Source organism: Flavobacterium aquicola (assembly GCF_003385115.1).
Lineage (GTDB): Bacteria > Bacteroidota > Bacteroidia > Flavobacteriales > Flavobacteriaceae > Flavobacterium > Flavobacterium aquicola.
In genome coordinates, this window is sequence record NZ_QUNI01000014.1 from 23347 (window position 1) to 41599 (window position 18253).

21 protein-coding genes are annotated in these 18253 nt (G+C 33.8%); 12 read left to right on the plus strand and 9 right to left on the minus strand.

From position 1 onward, the window contains the following. The first annotated feature begins 9 nt into the window (after window positions 1-9). From leuD to leuB, 6 genes are all read left to right on the plus strand, one after another. A complete protein-coding gene (gene leuD / locus C8P67_RS18495) occupies window positions 10-606 on the plus strand; it encodes a 3-isopropylmalate dehydratase small subunit (RefSeq protein ID WP_115814670.1) in 597 nt (198 codons plus the stop codon). A 271-nt stretch (window positions 607-877) separates the two neighbouring features. Beyond that, window positions 878-1912 carry a hypothetical protein gene (locus C8P67_RS18500; protein WP_115814671.1) on the plus strand — a complete coding sequence of 345 codons (1035 nt, stop codon included), beginning with the start codon at window positions 878-880 and terminating at the stop codon, window positions 1910-1912. 59 nt (window positions 1913-1971) lie between these two features. Beyond that, window positions 1972-2280 carry an antibiotic biosynthesis monooxygenase family protein gene (locus tag C8P67_RS18505; RefSeq protein WP_115814672.1) on the plus strand — a complete coding sequence of 103 codons (309 nt, stop codon included), beginning with the start codon at window positions 1972-1974 and terminating at the stop codon, window positions 2278-2280. A 9-nt stretch (window positions 2281-2289) separates the two neighbouring features. Then, window positions 2290-3078 carry a methyltransferase domain-containing protein gene (locus C8P67_RS18510; protein WP_115814673.1) on the plus strand — a complete coding sequence of 263 codons (789 nt, stop codon included), beginning with the start codon at window positions 2290-2292 and terminating at the stop codon, window positions 3076-3078. Window positions 3079-3153: 75 nt separating this feature from the next. Then, complete coding sequence (locus C8P67_RS18515; protein ID WP_115814674.1) at window positions 3154-4674, plus strand: alpha-isopropylmalate synthase regulatory domain-containing protein; 1521 nt, start codon at window positions 3154-3156, stop codon at window positions 4672-4674. A gap of 159 nt (window positions 4675-4833) precedes the next feature. Then, a complete protein-coding gene (gene leuB / locus C8P67_RS18520) occupies window positions 4834-5895 on the plus strand; it encodes a 3-isopropylmalate dehydrogenase (RefSeq protein WP_115814675.1) in 1062 nt (353 codons plus the stop codon). A gap of 121 nt (window positions 5896-6016) precedes the next feature. Here leuB and C8P67_RS18525 read toward each other — a convergent pair whose 3' ends face one another. Together C8P67_RS18525 and C8P67_RS18530 are read right to left on the minus strand one after the other, a co-directional pair. After that, window positions 6017-6370 carry an RNA recognition motif domain-containing protein gene (locus tag C8P67_RS18525; protein ID WP_115814676.1) on the minus strand — a complete coding sequence of 118 codons (354 nt, stop codon included), beginning with the start codon at window positions 6368-6370 and terminating at the stop codon, window positions 6017-6019. 283 nt (window positions 6371-6653) lie between these two features. Continuing rightward, entirely contained in the window at window positions 6654-7130 is a 477-nt protein-coding gene (locus C8P67_RS18530) for a DUF6252 family protein (protein ID WP_147298258.1), read from the minus strand. A 195-nt stretch (window positions 7131-7325) separates the two neighbouring features. On the opposite strand from C8P67_RS18530, the gene C8P67_RS18535 reads away from it, so the two are divergent. From C8P67_RS18535 to C8P67_RS18550, 4 genes are all read left to right on the plus strand, one after another. Then, window positions 7326-7883, plus strand: a complete 558-nt coding sequence (locus C8P67_RS18535; protein WP_115814678.1) for a 30S ribosomal protein S16 — start codon at window positions 7326-7328, stop codon at window positions 7881-7883. 15 nt (window positions 7884-7898) lie between these two features. Beyond that, complete coding sequence (gene rimM, locus C8P67_RS18540) at window positions 7899-8423, plus strand: ribosome maturation factor RimM (RefSeq protein WP_115814679.1); 525 nt, start codon at window positions 7899-7901, stop codon at window positions 8421-8423. Between the two features lie 53 nt (window positions 8424-8476). After that, on the plus strand, window positions 8477-9190 hold the full coding sequence (locus tag C8P67_RS18545) for a tRNA1(Val) (adenine(37)-N6)-methyltransferase (protein ID WP_115814680.1): 714 nt from the start codon (window positions 8477-8479) through the stop codon (window positions 9188-9190). Window positions 9191-9461: 271 nt separating this feature from the next. Beyond that, the gene (locus C8P67_RS18550) at window positions 9462-10868 is read left to right on the plus strand and encodes a carbohydrate porin (RefSeq protein ID WP_211319934.1); all 1407 of its coding nucleotides are present in this window, start codon (window positions 9462-9464) and stop codon (window positions 10866-10868) included. Between the two features lie 77 nt (window positions 10869-10945). On the opposite strand, the gene C8P67_RS18555 is transcribed toward C8P67_RS18550, so the two are convergent. Then, window positions 10946-11332, minus strand: coding sequence for a hypothetical protein (locus C8P67_RS18555; RefSeq protein WP_115814682.1), 387 nt, complete (start codon window positions 11330-11332; stop codon window positions 10946-10948). A gap of 255 nt (window positions 11333-11587) precedes the next feature. Between C8P67_RS18555 and C8P67_RS18560 the strand changes: the two genes are divergently transcribed. Next, on the plus strand, window positions 11588-12766 hold the full coding sequence (locus C8P67_RS18560; RefSeq protein ID WP_115814683.1) for an acyl-CoA dehydrogenase family protein: 1179 nt from the start codon (window positions 11588-11590) through the stop codon (window positions 12764-12766). Window positions 12767-12898: 132 nt separating this feature from the next. Here the strand turns inward: C8P67_RS18560 and C8P67_RS18565 are convergent, their stop codons facing one another. The 4 genes from C8P67_RS18565 to C8P67_RS18580 all read right to left on the minus strand — a co-directional run bounded on the left by C8P67_RS18565 (window position 12899) and on the right by C8P67_RS18580 (window position 15504). Beyond that, complete coding sequence (locus tag C8P67_RS18565) at window positions 12899-13216, minus strand: 2Fe-2S iron-sulfur cluster-binding family protein (RefSeq protein WP_115814684.1); 318 nt, start codon at window positions 13214-13216, stop codon at window positions 12899-12901. 50 nt (window positions 13217-13266) lie between these two features. Then, window positions 13267-13740, minus strand: coding sequence for a hypothetical protein (locus C8P67_RS18570; protein WP_115814685.1), 474 nt, complete (start codon window positions 13738-13740; stop codon window positions 13267-13269). 290 nt (window positions 13741-14030) lie between these two features. Further along, window positions 14031-14270 (minus strand): NifU family protein, encoded by a 240-nt coding sequence (locus C8P67_RS18575; RefSeq protein WP_115814686.1) that lies wholly within the window; start codon window positions 14268-14270, stop codon window positions 14031-14033. A gap of 106 nt (window positions 14271-14376) precedes the next feature. Beyond that, a complete protein-coding gene (locus C8P67_RS18580; RefSeq protein WP_115814687.1) occupies window positions 14377-15504 on the minus strand; it encodes an Mrp/NBP35 family ATP-binding protein in 1128 nt (375 codons plus the stop codon). A gap of 418 nt (window positions 15505-15922) precedes the next feature. On the opposite strand from C8P67_RS18580, the gene C8P67_RS18585 reads away from it, so the two are divergent. Next, window positions 15923-17224, plus strand: coding sequence for a L,D-transpeptidase family protein (locus tag C8P67_RS18585; RefSeq protein WP_115814688.1), 1302 nt, complete (start codon window positions 15923-15925; stop codon window positions 17222-17224). Between the two features lie 36 nt (window positions 17225-17260). Here the strand turns inward: C8P67_RS18585 and C8P67_RS18590 are convergent, their stop codons facing one another. Beyond that, window positions 17261-17581: an MGMT family protein gene (locus C8P67_RS18590; RefSeq protein WP_115814689.1), complete on the minus strand. Its 321-nt coding sequence runs from the start codon at window positions 17579-17581 to the stop codon at window positions 17261-17263. Window positions 17582-17596: 15 nt separating this feature from the next. Continuing rightward, the gene (locus C8P67_RS18595; RefSeq protein ID WP_115814690.1) at window positions 17597-18223 is read right to left on the minus strand and encodes a LysE family transporter; all 627 of its coding nucleotides are present in this window, start codon (window positions 18221-18223) and stop codon (window positions 17597-17599) included. Window positions 18224-18253: the final 30 nt, after the last annotated feature.

Sequence of the window (18253 nt, forward strand, 5' to 3'; positions counted from 1 at the left end):
AAAATCACAATGGCATACGATAAATTTAATATACTTACCAGTAGTGCAGTGCCACTACCGATAGAAAACGTAGATACAGATCAAATCATCCCAGCTCGTTTCCTGAAAGCTACAAAACGTGAAGGTTTTGGAGACAATCTTTTCAGAGACTGGAGATACAACGGAGACGATACTCCAAAAACAGATTTCGTTTTAAACGATGCAACTTACTCTGGAAAAATCCTTGTTGGAGGAAAAAACTTTGGTTCAGGTTCCTCTCGTGAGCACGCTGCTTGGGCAGTTTACGATTACGGATTCCGCGCTGTGGTTTCTTCTTTCTTTGCAGATATCTTCAAAGGAAACTGTTTGAATATTGGTGTTTTACCAGTACAAATCAGCCCTGAATTTGCTGAAACTATTTTCAAAGCAATCGAAGCTGATCCAAAAACAGAATTGGAAATCAATTTGCCAGCGCAGACTATTACTTTATTAAGTACGGGTGAAAAAGAATCTTTTGATATCAACGGATACAAAAAGAACAATATGATCAACGGATTTGATGATATTGATTACTTGCAGAATATTAAAGAAGATATTGTAGCTTTTGCAGACAAACTTCCTTACTAAAAAGCATCCTGTATTTCAATTAAAATTAAAGGTTAATTTAATAACACCCGACAGGTTTATAAAATCTGTCGGGTTTATAAATAAAATACGGATGGTTTTAGAAATGGCTGTTCTGTAGATAATAAAAGGAGAAGAACAAAATTTTGAAAGAGATTTTGCAATTGCCAGCCAGTTTATCCAATCCATTCGAGATTATGAAGGTCATGGTTTGAAAGAATGTTTGGAGTAGCAAACATCATTTACACATAATACGTTTATTTTATAAAAAAACATGAAAAAGTCCTTTATCTTAGTTTTTATTTCATTAACCTCTTTTTTAACGTCTTGCTCCAAAGATGAAGCTGATATGCCTATTTCTTCAAATTTAAAAGATATTTACATTTGTGGAAGGGAATATAATGGCTCTCATAGTATTGCTAAACTTTGGAAAAATGGAATAGCGACAAACCTATCAAATGGATACACTGATTGTGAGGCTATTGACGTAACTGCGGCAGGAGAAGATGTATATGTAGTTGGTAATGAATACCTTGCAGGATCCGGAAACAACATTGCAAAGTTTTGGAAAAATGGAATTTCTACAAATTTAACAACCGGAGCTAATCATGCATTAGCAAATGCAATTACAGTTGTAAACAATGATGTTTATATAGCTGGACTTGAGTATAAGGGGTCAATGGGAGTTGCTAAATATTGGAAAAATGGAATTGCCACAAGTCTAACAAATGGTAATTTTGATGCAAATGCTTTTGACATTACAGTTGTTGGTTCTGATGTATATGTCGTCGGATATGAAACAAATGGTAATAACTATATTGCAAAACTTTGGAAAAATGGAATTTCTACAAGTCTAACAGACGGAACTAATCATGCCCAAGCACATGCAATTGTAGTTACTGGCAATGACGTTTATGTTGCTGGTCATGAATATTATAATCATCAATCTATAGCTAAAGTGTGGAAAAATGGAGTAGCACTAAATTTTACAAATGGGATTAATTCAGCTTTTGCAAGGTCTATCGAAGTAATTGGTTCTGATGTATATATTACAGGAAATGAATATATTGGAAATGAATACGTCGCAAAACTTTGGAAAAATGGTGTTACCACAAATTTAACAGATGGAACCAAATACTCATCAGCAATAGGCATAAGCGTAATAGGAGCTGATACTTATATTGTTGGATATGAAAATTCTGATTCCAATACTTTACCCAAATTTTGGAAAAACGGAAAAGTAATTTCAATTAATTCAGATCCAAACTATAACACAATGGCAACATCTATTTTTATTACAACAAATTAAATAGCAAAATTTAAAAACTTTATAAAATTAATTAATTTATACAACACGAAAAATTAGAAATGGTTTTAGAAATGGCTATTTTGCAGGTGATAAAAGGAGAAGAGCAAAATTTTGAAAGAGATTTTGCCATTGCAGGCCAGTTCATTCAATCGATTCCAGGTTATGCAGGTCATAGTTTGAGAAAATGTTTAGAGGAAGAAAATAAATACCTGCTTCTAGTCGATTGGGAGAAATTAGAAGATCATACTGTAGGTTTTAGAGAATCTGAAGTGTATTTGGAGTGGAAAAAACTGCTTCATCATTATTATAATCCGTTTCCGATTGTAGAGCATTATGAAACGGTTTTGGAAAATAAAAAACATTTTTAAGGCAAATAAATGAAAGCAAACAAACACATTCAAAGAGACGAAACAGCCAATAAAATATTCGACAACAGAAGTTTGACAAATGATTACAAGAATCTAATATCCATATTAAAACCTAGAATGAAAGTTCTGGATGTGGGTTGTGGAACCGGATCTATTTCAAAAGACATTGCAAAGATTGTTGGAGAAAATGGTAAAGTAGTTGGAATTGACAATACAGAAAATTTCATTACAAGCGGAAAAGAATCATATAAAAACGCAACGAACTTAGAATTGATTCATGTTGATTTATTTGATTTTAATCCGGAAGAAAAATTTGATTTAATCGTTTCGGCAAGAACGTTGCAATGGCTGAGTAACCCAAAAGAAGCTTTGGTGAAAATGAAATCACTGCTAAAACCAAACGGTCAAATTTCGATTTTGGATTATGACCACACTAATTTAGACTGGAATCCGTCGCCTCCAGAAAGCATGCAGGAATTTTACAATGTATTCTTAAAATGGAGACAGGATGCCGGAATGAATAACAGAATTGCAGAAGATTTGCCGAATTTATTAGAAGAAGCAGGTTTTCACTCGATTGAAAAAATCAATTCGGATGAATTTTATTCTAAAGAAAGAGAAGGTTATAAATCGAAAATAGGCATTTGGTCTAAAGTTGCCGGTTCATCTCAAATGGTTGAAGAAGGTTATTTAGACAATGATTTACGATTGAAAGCTATAGAAGAATACGACCATTGGGTGGAAACAAAAGCGGTTTCTATGACAATGAAATTAAACGAAGTAAGAGGAAGAGTATAAAATTTGCTGAAGGCAAAAAACAACATAACAAAATACACAATACCATTTTTATTAAGGTTTTATAGAATAGCAATAATGGAAAAAAGAAAAATTGAAATAATGGATACGACGCTTCGAGATGGTGAACAGACCTCGGGAGTATCCTTTTCGGCTGCAGAAAAATTAACCATTGCGCAATTATTGCTTGAAGAATTACATATTGACCGTATTGAAATTGCATCGGCTCGTGTGAGTGAAGGTGAATTTCAAGGAGTAAAAGGGATTATGTCATGGGCCTCGGAAAAAGGCTATACTGACCGTATTGAAGTATTGGCTTTTGTAGATGGAGGCGTTTCTATCGAATGGATGAAAAAAGCGGGTGCTAAAGTTCAAAATTTATTGACTAAAGGTTCATTAAACCATTTGACGCATCAACTAAAAAAAACACCAGAACAACATTTTGCCGAAATTGCACAATCTATTGCTTTGGCAAATGAAAACGGAATCGCTACCAATGTATATCTTGAAGATTGGAGTAATGGTATGCGTAATTCTCCTGAATATGTTTTTCAATACTTGGATTTTTTAGCTACTCAACCTATTAAAAGAATATTGTTACCCGATACATTAGGAGTTTTGATTCCATCGGATACCTTTGAATTTATATCAAAAATAACAGCAAAATACCCAACTATACACTTTGATTTCCATGCACACAACGATTACGATTTGAGCGTTGCCAATGTGATGGAGGCCGTAAGAGCAGGTATTAACGGATTACACGTTACGGTAAACGGAATGGGAGAACGCGCTGGAAATGCCCCTCTCGAAAGTACAGTTGCCGTGATTAATGATTTTATGCCTCAGGTAAAAATTAATATCAAGGAATCTTCTTTATATTCGGTAAGTAAACTTGTTGAGACTTTTACAGGTTACAGAATTCCTGCCAACAAACCAATCGTTGGTGATAACGTTTTTACACAAACTGCTGGAATTCATGCGGATGGTGATAACAAAAACAATTTGTATTTTAATGATCTGCTTCCAGAGCGTTTTGGAAGAAAACGTAAATATGCTTTAGGTAAAACATCTGGCAAAGCGAATATTGAAAAAAATCTGCAGGAATTAGGATTGAAACTAAACCCTGAAGATTTAAAGCTAGTTACCCAAAGAATAATCGAATTGGGTGACAAAAAAGAAACGGTTACGAAAGAAGATTTACCATATATCATTTCTGATGTTTTGGACAGCCAAACGTATGAAGAAAAAATTGTAGTGGAATCCTATTTATTATCTCATGCCAAAGGATTGCGCCCTTCAACAACACTCTGCCTAAAAATTGACGGTGAAGTTTTTGAAGAAAGTGCACAAGGTGATGGTCAGTTTGATGCTTTTATGAATGCTCTTTCGAAAATATATAAAGGCAGAAAAATGACTCTGCCAAAACTGATCGATTATGTAGTTCGCATACCTCCAGGAAGCAGCTCGGACGCTTTGTGCGAAACGATTATCACTTGGACAGACAACGAAAAGAAATTCAAGACAAGAGGATTGGATTCAGACCAGACAGTCGCTGCAATCATTGCAACACAAAAAATGCTGAATGTAATTCATTAAAAAAAGTTACTACGATTCTAAGTTGCTAAGTCACTAAGTTTTTTTTAACAACAATGAATCTTAAAAACTCGGAAACATAAAAATAATTTAAAAAGAGTCTAAGTCGAAATCTTAGAAACTTAGATTCTTAGAAACTCATAAACTTAAAAATAAAAATCAATGAAATTCAACATTGCCCTTTTAGCCGGAGACGGAATCGGACCAGAAGTAGTTAACGAAGCAGTTAAAGTATCTGATGCTATTGCTAAAAAATTCAACCATGAAATCACTTGGACTCCTGCGCTTACTGGAGCTTGTGCAATTGATGCAGTTGGAGTGCCTTACCCAGACGAAACTCATGAGGTTTGTATGGCTGCCGATGCTGTTCTTTTTGGAGCTATCGGACACCCAAAATATGATAACGATCCAAGCGCGCCAGTTAGACCTGAACAAGGTTTATTGTTAATGCGTAAAAAATTAGGTTTGTTTGCAAATGTGCGTCCAACTTTTACTTTCCCTTCTCTGATTGACAATTCTCCATTGAAAAGAGAAAGAATCGAAGGAACTGATTTGGTTTTCTTAAGAGAATTAACTGGAGGAATCTACTTTGGTGAAAAAGGAAGAAAAGATGGTGGAGAAACTGCATTTGACAACTGTGTATACACTAGAGCCGAAGTACAGCGTTTAGCTAAAAAAGGTTTTGAATTAGCTATGACACGTTCTAAAAAATTGTGTTGTGTAGACAAAGCAAACGTTTTGGAAACTTCACGTTTGTGGAGAGAAACAGTACAGGCAATGGAAAAAGATTATCCAGAAGTTACTGTTTCTTACGAATTCGTTGATGCTGTTGCTATGCGTTTGGTTCAATGGCCAAACTCTTATGATGTATTGATTACTGAAAATTTATTTGGAGATATCTTAACAGATGAAGCTTCTGTAATTTCAGGTTCTATGGGATTAATGCCGTCTGCATCTGTTGGAGAACATACTTCACTTTATGAGCCAATTCACGGTTCTTACCCACAAGCAACTGGATTGAATATTGCAAATCCATTGGCAACTGTTTTATCTGCTGCTATGATGTTTGAAGATGCTTTTGGATTAAAAGACGAAGCAGAAGCTATCAGAGCTGTTGTAAACAAATCATTAGAGCAGGGAATTGTTACTGAAGATTTAGCTGGAAAAGGTGCAAAAGCTTATTCTACAAGCGAAGTTGGTGACTGGTTAGTTGCTAATTTGTAAAAATATAATTTGCGTAGAGACGTTGCAATGTAACGTCTCTATCGTATCAATCCAAAATGAATTATAACAAAAAAGGTGTCAATTTACATTGACACCTTTTTTTATATGATTGAAAAAAATATTAATATCTTCCTCTGTCTCCACCGCCACGGTTATCTCCACCACGGTTGTTTCCGTAACCTCCGCGAGAATCACCGCCACGGTTGTTGTTAAAACTTCTTCTTTCGCCTTCTGGTTTTGGCTCAGATTTATTTACAACAATTGCACGTCCTTGAACAGTAGCTCCGTTCAACTCGTCAATTGCTTTTTGAGCTTCCGCATCATTTGGCATTTCAACAAAACCAAAACCTTTACTTCTTCCTGTAAATTTATCAGTAATGATTTTAACTGAATCAACTGCTCCGTATGCCTCGAAAGACTCTCTTAAATCTGCTTCCTCAATACTGAATGGAAGGCTTCCAACAAAAATATTCATATGTACTTATTTATAATAATTGAAACAAATGTACTGTATTTTTTTTCTAATCCACTATAAATTAGCTTATTTATCAGATATTTTAAGAAAACGCTTTATTTTGTTGTGTTGTTCAAATAATCTCAAATCTCCCCTTCATGTTGTTTATTAATTTCAGAATTACCAGAAACACAATCTCCTAAACATAATGAAGTAACCTTATAAACTAAGTTTTAGATTTTTATATCTCTATTTATTTAACATTACAATCGAGAAAAACATCAGCTAAAATGTTTTTGAAGAACTATTTTTCAATTGTAATAGGCACTTTATAAAAAATACCTTTTTTAAAATTTACATTAGGTTTGGCCAAAGGATCCTCTGATTCATTTTTAGCATTAAACATAAATTCTCCTGTGATGGTATGATTTACTGCGTCCAATTCTGTAATCACAATTTGACCATCACCAATATTTTCGCCAGTAGAAAAATCAGTAACAATATCCCCTTCTTTTTCTGCTAAAGTGGCCCTATTTACATCATCATCTCCTAACAGATATGTTTTAACTGCTGTACTTTGAGTTTTTAAAGTTAAAATATCGTTTTTTTGAAAAGCCTCTATCACTAAAGAACCATCAGGAGCCTGAACTGCTGTGAATAAAGTGGCTTTCCAAAGCACATTCTCTTTTAATCCTTGAACAGCGGGATTATTAAACTTCACTTCATCTTCACAAGATGTCATAACTAATAAGAGTACTATAACCGAAAAAATTCTATTCATATATTTTAATTTTGAATTACAAATATAATTGATTATGCATACATAAGGATATTTTCTTATGCAAATTGATGTCAGATGGAGCTAATAAACTATTACTCATTAAAATAATAAACTTTTAGATTGTTTCAATAAAAGATGTATCTTTGCACCCTTAATTAATCGAGGTCGAGTACCTCAAAATTTAATCATACGATTATGTCAGTAAAAATTAGATTACAAAGACACGGTAAAAAACAAAAACCGTTTTACTGGGTTGTAGCAGCTGATGCTCGCTCAAAAAGAGATGGTAAATACCTAGAAAAAATTGGTACTTACAATCCAAACACAAACCCTGCAACTATCGAATTAAACTTGGATAGCGCAGTAAAATGGTTGCACAATGGTGCACAGCCAACTGATACAGCAAAAGCGATTCTTTCTTACAAAGGAGCTTTATTGAAACACCACCTTGATGGAGGTATTCGTAAAGGTGCTTTAACTCAAGAACAAGCTGATGCAAAATTAGCTGCTTGGTTAGAGGCTAAAGCTGGTAAAGTTGATGCTAAAAAAGAAGGTTTAACTAAAGCACAAGCTGATGTTAAAGCTAAAGCTTTGAAAGCGGAACAAGCTGTAAATGCAAAACGTTTAGCTGATGCTGCTCAAGCTGAAGCTGATGCTATTGCTGCTGCAACTCCTGCTGTTGAAGAAGAAGTTGTTGCTGAAGCTGAAGAAGCTCCTGCTGCAGAAGAAAATAACGAAGCAACTGAAGCATAATTTTAGCAGGCAACGATGCGTAAAGAAGATTGTTTCTATTTAGGCAAAATTGCCAAAAAATTTAGTTTCAAAGGGGAAGTCTTAGCCTATTTAGACACAGACGAACCTGAGTTATACGAAAACTTGGAATCAGTGTTTGTTGAATGCAACAAACACTTGGTTCCTTTTTTTATTGAAAATAGTTCTCTTCACAAAAACGATTTTCTTCGCATTCGTTTTGAAGATGTAAATACAGAAGAAGAAGCCGATGCTTTATTAGGCAGCGACTTATATCTTCCATTAAAAATGCTGCCTAAACTTACAGGCAACAAATTCTACTTTCACGAAGTAATCGGCTTTGAAGTAGAAGACAAACGTCTAGGATATGTTGGAGAAATCCAGTCAATCAATGACACCACTGCTCAGCCTCTTTTTGAAGTTCTTAAAGGAGATGCCGAAATCCTGATCCCAATGATTGATCATTTCCTAGTTAAAATTGACCGAGAAAATAAAAAAGTCATCATGGATTTACCAGAAGGTCTAATTGAAATGTATCTTTAGAAAATTTAATCGATAATTTGTTTAATCGGTTAATCAATAAATCTAAACTCTTTATGTCCAAATTCCAATTCAAACAATTTTCTGTCGAACAAGACCGATGTGCAATGAAAATTGGAACTGACGGTGTTTTATTAGGCGCCTGGACCCCCATTGATAATAATCCTTTCAGTATTCTGGACATTGGAACCGGAACTGGAATTATAGCTTTGATACTTGCGCAGAGAAGTGATGCCCAGCAAATTGATGCTCTGGAAATTGATGAAGAAGCTTATGAACAAGCTACTGATAATTTTGAAAATTCACCTTGGAATGACCGTCTGTTTTGTTTCCACGCTGGTTTAGATGAATTCGTTGAAGAACCAGAAGATGAATACGATTTAATTATTTCCAATCCTCCTTTTTACAGTGAAGATTACAAATCAAATGATGATCAACGAGATTTAGCCCGTTTTCAAGACGCTATGCCTTTTGAAGAATTAATTGAAGCCGCAGACTTATTACTTTCTGAAAACGGAATTTTCTCTGTTATAATTCCCTTTAAAGAAGAAGAAAAATTCTTGGCTCTTGCCAAAGAAAACGAATTATATCCTATAAAAATTACCCGAGTTAAAGGTACTGCTGCTACTGAAATCAAACGCAGCCTATTGGCCTTTAGCCGTAATGAAATTGACCATTTTCCAGTTGAGGAATTAATTATCGAAACAGCAAGACATATTTATACTTCAGAATATATAAAACTTACTAAGGAGTTTTATATAAAAATGTAATGTTGAATTCAATTTTCAAATAAAAAATCAATTTTACTGCTTAACAATTAAAAAAAGCAGGTGATTTATAGAATAAATCTTCTTAAAAAAAGACATTCCTTCCTTTTTTTTTCGCATTAAAACTTAAAATTATCATAAATAAATATTAAATTTGATTTGAATCAGAAATAAATATGATTCTAAACAATTGAAAGCCAATCCTTATTTAATTAATACTAAGCGGCTACATTGCAAATATTGATATTAGAAGATCTTTTTTAAGTTAAAAATTATGAAAAACCAATTAACCCTCATTTTCTTATTTTTATTTTCATTAAATACATTAGGTCAAAGCCCGACTATTTCCAACAAAAACTTTTCTCTTGGAAGTTATGGCCGAGCAGGAATAGCAAAATCACTCGGAGCGGCAAACACTGATTTTCCACAATCACTAAATTTAAATGGAATGGGCTCTATTGGAGGACGTTTCGAAGAGAACGATTATTTTGAATTAGTCACGGCATTACATTTTGATCCAGCGATTGCAGGACAGGAAAAGACTAAGATCAATGTACAAGCCCGTTTTTCCTTCTACACTACTCAAGGTCAATTAATAGGCAATGTTTCCAATAAAGCAATTGGAGGAATTACAACTGCTTTACCCGAAGTATATGCAGAAGCCAATAATATAATGGGGAGTGATTGGAGCGTGTGGATAGGAGCAAGACTAAACCGTGGTGATGACATTCATATTATTGATCATTACTATTTTGATGACCATTCTGGACAAGGAGTTGGAATAAAATATAAAAACACACAATTTTCACAGATTTTCACAGGATCAATAGACACCACATCTACTTTACCTCCCAACTTTTACCTAAATATTGTAAACGGCACTCCTACCTTAGGATTACGAAATAGATATGTTTCTATATTAGAGCACAAAATAATAATCAAGGAAGGATACATTAAATTACTTGCTGAATATCAGCGTCTTCCATCAGGAACAGCGCAAGATGCTGATACTTTTTATAATTATCCCGCCGACAACGGTTATGTAGTTGGAGCAAAATATTTAAAGAACTTCAACTCTAAAATACCTGGCTCTTTTAATGCAATAAGCGCACGTTATGGAACTGGTATCGCAAATGGCGGTGATGGAGGAAGCAGCCGAACCTATGTCACATATGGAGCTCCCAACATCGAGACTAATAGTTTCAAGAAAGCTTACTCCATGGCTCTAACTGAAACTTTTTTACTCAATATCAATAAAAATTATTCACTAAACGGTTATGCAATTTATACAAAAAGCCGAGGAGCCAGCGATAGTTTAAATAAAGCTCCAGATTATTTGGGTAAACAATTACTGTTTAATCGCAAACAGGATATAGCTGTCGGAGCGAGAGGAACCTGGTTCATTAAAGACTGGCTGCATTTGCTTCATGAATTTGATCTGGCATGGAGAAAAGATGGAACGCAGGAATTTGGCCAGATGACCAAATTTACTATTGCCCCAACTTTTGTTCCTACTGCTATTAGAGATGTTTGGGCAAGACCACACTTTAGAATAGTGTACAGCGTGGCTCATTATAATAAATTTGCAGCAGACAATCTTTACTCTCCCTACCTCGCTCAAAGCGGAACCAAGGATTGGGGGCAATATTTGGGTGCAAAAGTAGAATGGTGGCTTTGGTAATAAAAAAAGTTCCAGTAATTTGTGATTTAAAATCACTTGTTACTGGAACTTTTATTTAAACTAATTTGTAAAGGGTTTTATTTTGATATGCAATAGGTATTTTCCGGATCTACATCTCCATCTGGAAAATTTTTAGCATGAAAAGTTCTTTTTACAGTAATGCAGTCACCGTCAATACTAATAATTGTCATTACAATTTTATCTCCGACCTCCATCTGTGACTCTACAAGTTTTTTAGTACAGGTAACTTCATATTCACAGTCGCTTAGCCATTTTAAGCTCCAAACCAGCTGAAGAACTCCATTGTCGTAACTTTCTTGAGTTGCGCCTTTAATCACAAAAGTTTTTTTAGGGTAATCTGGATTATACGCTTTGATATTTTTAAGCTTGCTGCAATCCAATATTTGAGAGTATCCTATTGATCCTGCAAATAATAATAAAATAAGGGTAATTTTTTTTTTCATAATTTTAGGTTATCTGATTTGGGGTAAAACAGTCATTTAGTAATTTAGCAATATTACAAAATTGTATTTCGCTATCCAATATTTATGAACCTCTTTTGATATAGATTTGTAAAATATTATTTGATAGGCTCAAAATCGTTTTCTTTACTTTATGAACATTAGCTCAGGTCAAATAAAAAATTATTTTTACAACATTTTGAATTAGTTTTGTTATATTTCTTTATGTAGATTTGTATCAATAAAAAACACTTTATTATGAGACCCGACTTATTTCAAGCCCCAGATTATTACAATCTAGATGATTTATTAAGTGAAGAACACAAACTTGTTCGCGATTCAGCAAGAGCGTGGGTTAAGCGCGAAGTTTCTCCCATCATAGAAGAATATGCTCAAAAAGCAGAATTTCCAAAACAAATAATAAAAGGACTTGGGGAAATTGGCGGTTTCGGTCCATACATACCTGTGGAATATGGCGGGGCAGGTTTAGACCAAATCTCATATGGGCTTATTATGCAGGAAATTGAACGTGGTGATTCGGGTGTTCGTTCTACCTCATCAGTGCAGTCTTCATTAGTAATGTACCCAATTTGGAAATACGGAAATGAAGAACAAAGAATAAAATATTTACCAAAACTAGCTACAGGAGAATTCATGGGCTGTTTTGGACTAACAGAACCCAATCACGGATCTGATCCTGGAAGTATGATTACCAATTTTAAGGACATGGGCGACCATTTTCTCTTGAATGGTGCTAAAATGTGGATATCCAATGCTCCTTTTGCAGATATTGCAATAGTGTGGGCAAAAAATGAAGAAGGAAGAATACATGGATTGATTGTAGAACGAGGCATGGAAGGTTTTACGACTCCAGAAACTCATAATAAATGGTCACTTCGCGCTTCTTCAACTGGCGAACTGATTTTTGACAATGTTAAAATTCCTAAAGAAAACCTGCTTCCCAATAAATCTGGTTTAGGTGCACCTCTTGGATGTTTAGATTCCGCACGTTACGGAATTGCTTGGGGGGCAATTGGAGCAGCAATGGACTGTTATGACACAGCTTTGCGATATGCAAAGGAAAGAATTCAGTTTGAAAAGCCAATAGCAGGAACACAGCTGCAGCAAAAGAAATTAGCCGAAATGATTACTGAAATCACAAAAGCCCAATTATTAACATGGAGACTTGGTGTTTTGAGAAATGAGGGCAGAGCTACAACTGCACAGATCTCTATGGCCAAAAGAAACAATGTAGATATGGCTCTTCATATTGCACGTGAAGCCAGACAAATATTAGGTGGAATGGGAATTACTGGAGAATATTCCATCATGCGCCACATGATGAATTTAGAATCCGTAGTAACTTATGAAGGCACTCATGATATTCACTTGTTAATTACCGGAATGGATATTACTGGAATTCCAGCTTTTAAATAGCTGGATAATAATAAGTATAAAAACTGAAAAAGCTTCTTTTACAAAGAAGCTTTTTCAGTTTTTATATAATAGAATGAATTATTGACTAATTTAAATAACCCTTCTAAGACATACGCAAAAGAAGATCAAAATTTAATTCTCTGGAGCGAGTTCTAGTTCTAGCCCATCAAGACTTTCAGTGATAGGGATTTGACAGCCTAAACGGCTATTTGATTTTACATAAAATGCTTCAGAAAGCATAGCTTCTTCATCATCACCCATTTCTGGCAATATTACATCATTAAGAACATAACATTGGCAAGAAGCACACATTGCCATACCGCCACAAGTTCCTTCAACAGGTAATTCATAAGCTTTGCATAATTCCATTATATTCATCGCCATATCTGTAGGCGCTTGTAAATCATGAATTACTCCCTCTCTATCTTTAATCTTAATTAAAACGTCCATTAATTTTTATACTATTTTTATTTTTTGAAATTGAAGTTAAATATACAGTATTAACTTTTAACTTCAAGGTCGACTGCCATTTCTTTTCTATTTTCTTTATTCAGTATTTTTAAACCAATAACATCAGCCTGATTTATAATAAAAACAATCACAGCGGTAGGTGCATAAGTTCCATCATGAGTTTTAAACACAAGTTTTCCTTCATATGTTAAATTCAACAGCCCGTTTTTATCAGTTTTTGTTTTTGTTTGTACTTGAGAAGTGAATTCAGCAGTGATATACGCACTATTTTCTAACATATTAGCTTTACCATTGCTGAGTTCTTTCAAAAACTCAGCATTTGAAATCTTTAGCTGTCCAGTCCTATTAGAATAAATATCAATCATCCTACTGAAATTTATTTCACTCCACGCATCATCAACATTTACATAAGTTCTAGTAACAAATGCTTCTTGAATTGGCTCTTGTCCATATGTTTTACAAAGACATAATAATAAAACGATCAATAAATAATGTTTTTTCATAATTCAAATTTGTAGGTTAGTGGTACAAATGTAAATTTTTATTTGAAAAATCAGATGAAATAACTTTGAATTATTCATACTGTTTTTTACACATAATGAAAAAAACCTTTGTTATATTGGCAATTCCTTAATAATAATCTTTTAAAAAACCTTATTTTATTACGTTTTAACAAGTATAAGTTTCGTATTCCCGTAGCGCACACATCGCGCTTTTACAATAATAAGGAGAATTTTCTATTAAAATTCAAACACCATTTTAATCAAAAAAATCCGCTGATTGTAAATATTATTTAAATAACGTTAACAACTGTTTCAATTTGGGGGGCATATTTTTTAATTGTTGTCTCCACCCCTGCTCTCAAAGTCATTTGATTTACACTGCAGCTTGTGCAAGCTCCTTCAAGACGCACTTTTACATGTTTTCCTTCATCAATTGAAATGAGCTTAATGTCGCCACCATCTGAATTCAAGAAAGGCCTGATTTCATCTAGTGCTTTCAAAACATTATTTGTTAATTCCTCTGTTTTCATAAGTTTGGTATATATTTTTCACCATCTCTTACTTTAATTAAGATCACAATTAGTGATCACTTATATTGCAAGAATGGCATTTGAATTAATATTCAAAGTTTAAGAATTATTTTTTAACGGCTGAACAACCCGCCATTGTTGTAATTTTGATAGCTTCAGTTGGTTCTAGATTTTCATTTCTATTAATAACTTCACTTACAACATTACGCGTGATTTCTTCAAAAACATTTTCAATAATCGAGCCAGCCTGTAATGCAGCAGGCCGCCCATAATCTCCAGCTTCACGAATAGATTGAACAATTGGAACTTCTCCTAAAAATGTCACTCCTAAATCTTCAGCTAAATCTTTTGCTCCTTCTTTGCCAAAAATATAATACTTATTATCAGGCAGTTCTTCAGGTGTAAAATAAGCCATATTCTCTATAATACCAAGGACAGGCACATTTATCGCTTCAGACAGAAACATCGAGATACCCTTTTTTGCATCGGCTAAAGCTACCGCTTGAGGCGTACTTACAACAACAGCTCCTGTAACAGGTAAGGATTGCATAATTGAAAGATGTATATCTCCAGTTCCGGGAGGCAAATCGATTAACATAAAGTCTAGCTCTCCCCAATTAGCATCAAAAATCATTTGATTTAATGCTTTGGAAGCCATAGGTCCTCTCCAAATAACAGCTTGGCTTGGAGATGTGAAAAATCCAATAGAAAGCATTTTAACTCCATAACTTTCTACAGGCTTCATTTTTGATTTCCCATCAACTTCAACCGAAATAGGTTTTTCGCTTTCTACATCAAACATAATTGGCATAGACGGTCCATAAATATCTGCATCTAAAACACCAACTGCAAAACCCATTTTTGACAAAGTAACAGCCAAATTTGCTGTAACTGTAGATTTTCCTACACCGCCTTTTCCAGAAGCGACAGCAATAATATTTTTTATCCCTGGAATTGCTTTCCCTTTAATTTCATTTTTCTCAGGAACTTCAACTTTTATATTTACTTTAATTTTAGCGTCTGCAGATACTAAATCGTGTATTGTCTTTTTAATATCATCTTCTGCTCTTTTCTTGATATGCATTGCAGGTGTATTTAATACTAAATCTACCATGACCTCATCTCCAAAAGTGACAACATTTGCAACAGCACCGCTCTCAACCATATTTTTACCTTCTCCAGCAATAGTAATAGTCTCTAAGGCTTTGAGAATGTCTTTTTTATCTAATTTCATTTTTTACTCTTCTTTCTGTTTACGTTATATAAAAAAACGTGTTTTTATTAAAACTAAATTTAGATTGCAAAGATAACTGATTAAGTTCTTATTCTAAAGGATTTGGATTGGATTTGTTGATACTGAAATTACCCCGAATGATACTATTGTTCCAAAATTATTTGTATTCGAATAAAAACAATCTTTTGAAGCCTTAAAATTATAGATGTAATCCTTCTCTACGTGAAAATTTTGATAAAACTATACGATATTCTATAAATAAAATCCAGTATAGATTTCATAACTTTGACTATTATAAATTTTTGATTTTCAATGTATTACAAAAATAATATAGCGTTAAATTTTATAAATTTTTTAACAAATTTTTACTCTCTTTTAATGCAGATGTTATTCTTAAAACTATTTAAATTACAAAGTCATGCGAAATTTTAATCTCCTATTAGGTCTTACAGTAACAAGTCTTTTATTGTCATCTTTTAGTTATGATAATAAAAAAACAGCTAATACTATCTTTTGTTCTCAAGAAAATATGCAGTATTTTGAAAATAATACTTCTCAAATATTTTTTGACCGCATATATACTTCTCAGTCCTTAATTAATGCTGGAATTTTAAAACCTCATCAGAACGACACTTTAAAATCAAATAAAGTAAAATCCGATGGTACGGCAGAAAATCAATATGCTTTATCAAATCAGTACGCTAAACTTCAAAAAGTGCTGGAAAAATATCAAATTATTGAAAAAAATAATCAATGGAAAAAGATTGATATAGATCCTGCAAACTACAAAGAGTTAAAACCTACCGACAGTGGAGCAGTCGTACGGCAAATTAGAGAACGTCTATTTATTGTCGGCGATTTAAAAAAAGATTCTAAAAGTGAAATCTATGACGAAGAATTGATGGCAGGCGTATTAAACTATAAAAAAAGATACGGGCTGGCTCTAAATTACCAGCTGACATTAGAGCATATAAATCAAATGAATGAACCTATAAGCAATCGAATTAAAACTATAAAACTCAATATGGAGCGCTGCCGCGAAATGCCGGCAAACTTAACAGATGCAACAGAGTATATTATCGTTAATATACCTTCTTACCGATTGTTTTATATCAAGGATGGAAAAAGCGAATTTGAATCGGATGTGTTTGTTGGTGCCAAATGGTCAGAAACTGAAGTCCTTTCGAGTATGGTGGATAAAATCGTATTTAGTCCTTACTGGAATATTCCGCAAAGCATTATAGACAATGAATTAAAGCTGAAAATGTATGCTGATAAAAATTATCTAGAGGAAAATAATATGGAATGGAACGGAGGCCGTGTGAGACAAAAACCAGGTCCTACAAATTCATTAGGTTTAGTTAAGTTTATGTTCCCAAATCAGTACGACATTTATATGCACGATACACCTGCTAAAAGTTTATTTTTATTAGAGAAACGTACTTTTAGTCATGGCTGCGTGAATATAAAAGATGCCAAGGGGCTTGCACAGGCAATTTTAAAAAACGATCCTGATTGGACGGTCGAAAAAATAGATACAGCGATGAACGGCGAAAAAGAAACTCCTTATGAATTGAAAAATAAAATCCCAATATATATGAGTTATTTTACAGCTTGGGTAAGCTATGATACCGGAGAAATCAACTTTTTTGACGATATTTATGATAAAGACCGCAATGCTGTTCAATTGCAAAATTCTAATAGTGTGGTAATGGATTAAAAAGTTCTAGCTTTTCAAATGCAATAACACTTGTGGCTAAGGCTGCCAAAAGTACTTCTCTAAGTCTACAATTTGGTTATTCTCAATTCTGATACCTTCGCTTTCTAATAATTGCTGCATGAGATTAGTTCCATCAAAATGATGCTTTCCAGTAAGCAGTCCTTTTCTATTGACAACTCTATGTGCAGGAACATCTTCTAAGTTATGAGCTGCATTCATTGCCCAGCCTACCATCCTAGCCGAACGTGCAGCTCCTAAAACTTTGGCAATCGCACCATAAGAAGTGACTTTGCCGTATGGAATTTGTCTAACGATATGATAGACTCTCTCAAAAAAATTATCATTTGCTTCTTCCATTGGCTTTATCTAAAATTATCCTTTAATAAGTTTAAAGAGTGTAATTATGGACACGAGACCTGTAATGGTTCCAATTATATAATTGCCATTATTCATAAGAAAAGAAGACTTTGCCTCACGTTTTTTGAAAAATACGATATAAAGATAAAAAACTAAAAAAGAACCAGCTACCACTCCAACTACGAAAGCATAAATAAAAGCTTCCTGAAAATAAAAATATCCGTAATTTGCCAGCGTGATTGATACAAATACATAATACGGAATTGGGAATAAATTCAACGCCGACAGCAGCATTCCTAAAAAAAAGCGATTAGTTTTGCTGCGAATTTTTGTTTCTGCTTTAGGTAATTTTGGTCTTTTTGCTTTCCAAAAAAAATAAATGGTCAGCGCTATAAAAATAAACAGCCCAAGTTCTTGCAGTCTATTGATAACGTCAGGGTGGCTATTGATAAAATTAGCAAATAACAGCGCTAAAAGTGTTTGAAAAAAAACCATTATAGTCGCGCCAATTACAAAAGAAATAGCCTCATTTCTACCATCTTTCAAACTTACCTTTGCTGCTGTCATATTAATCAGCCCTGGAGGCGTAATACCAATAGCAGCAACAATAAATCCAAGAATAAAAGGTACTATTAATGTCATCTTTTGTTTTTAATCACTTTCCAATAATAA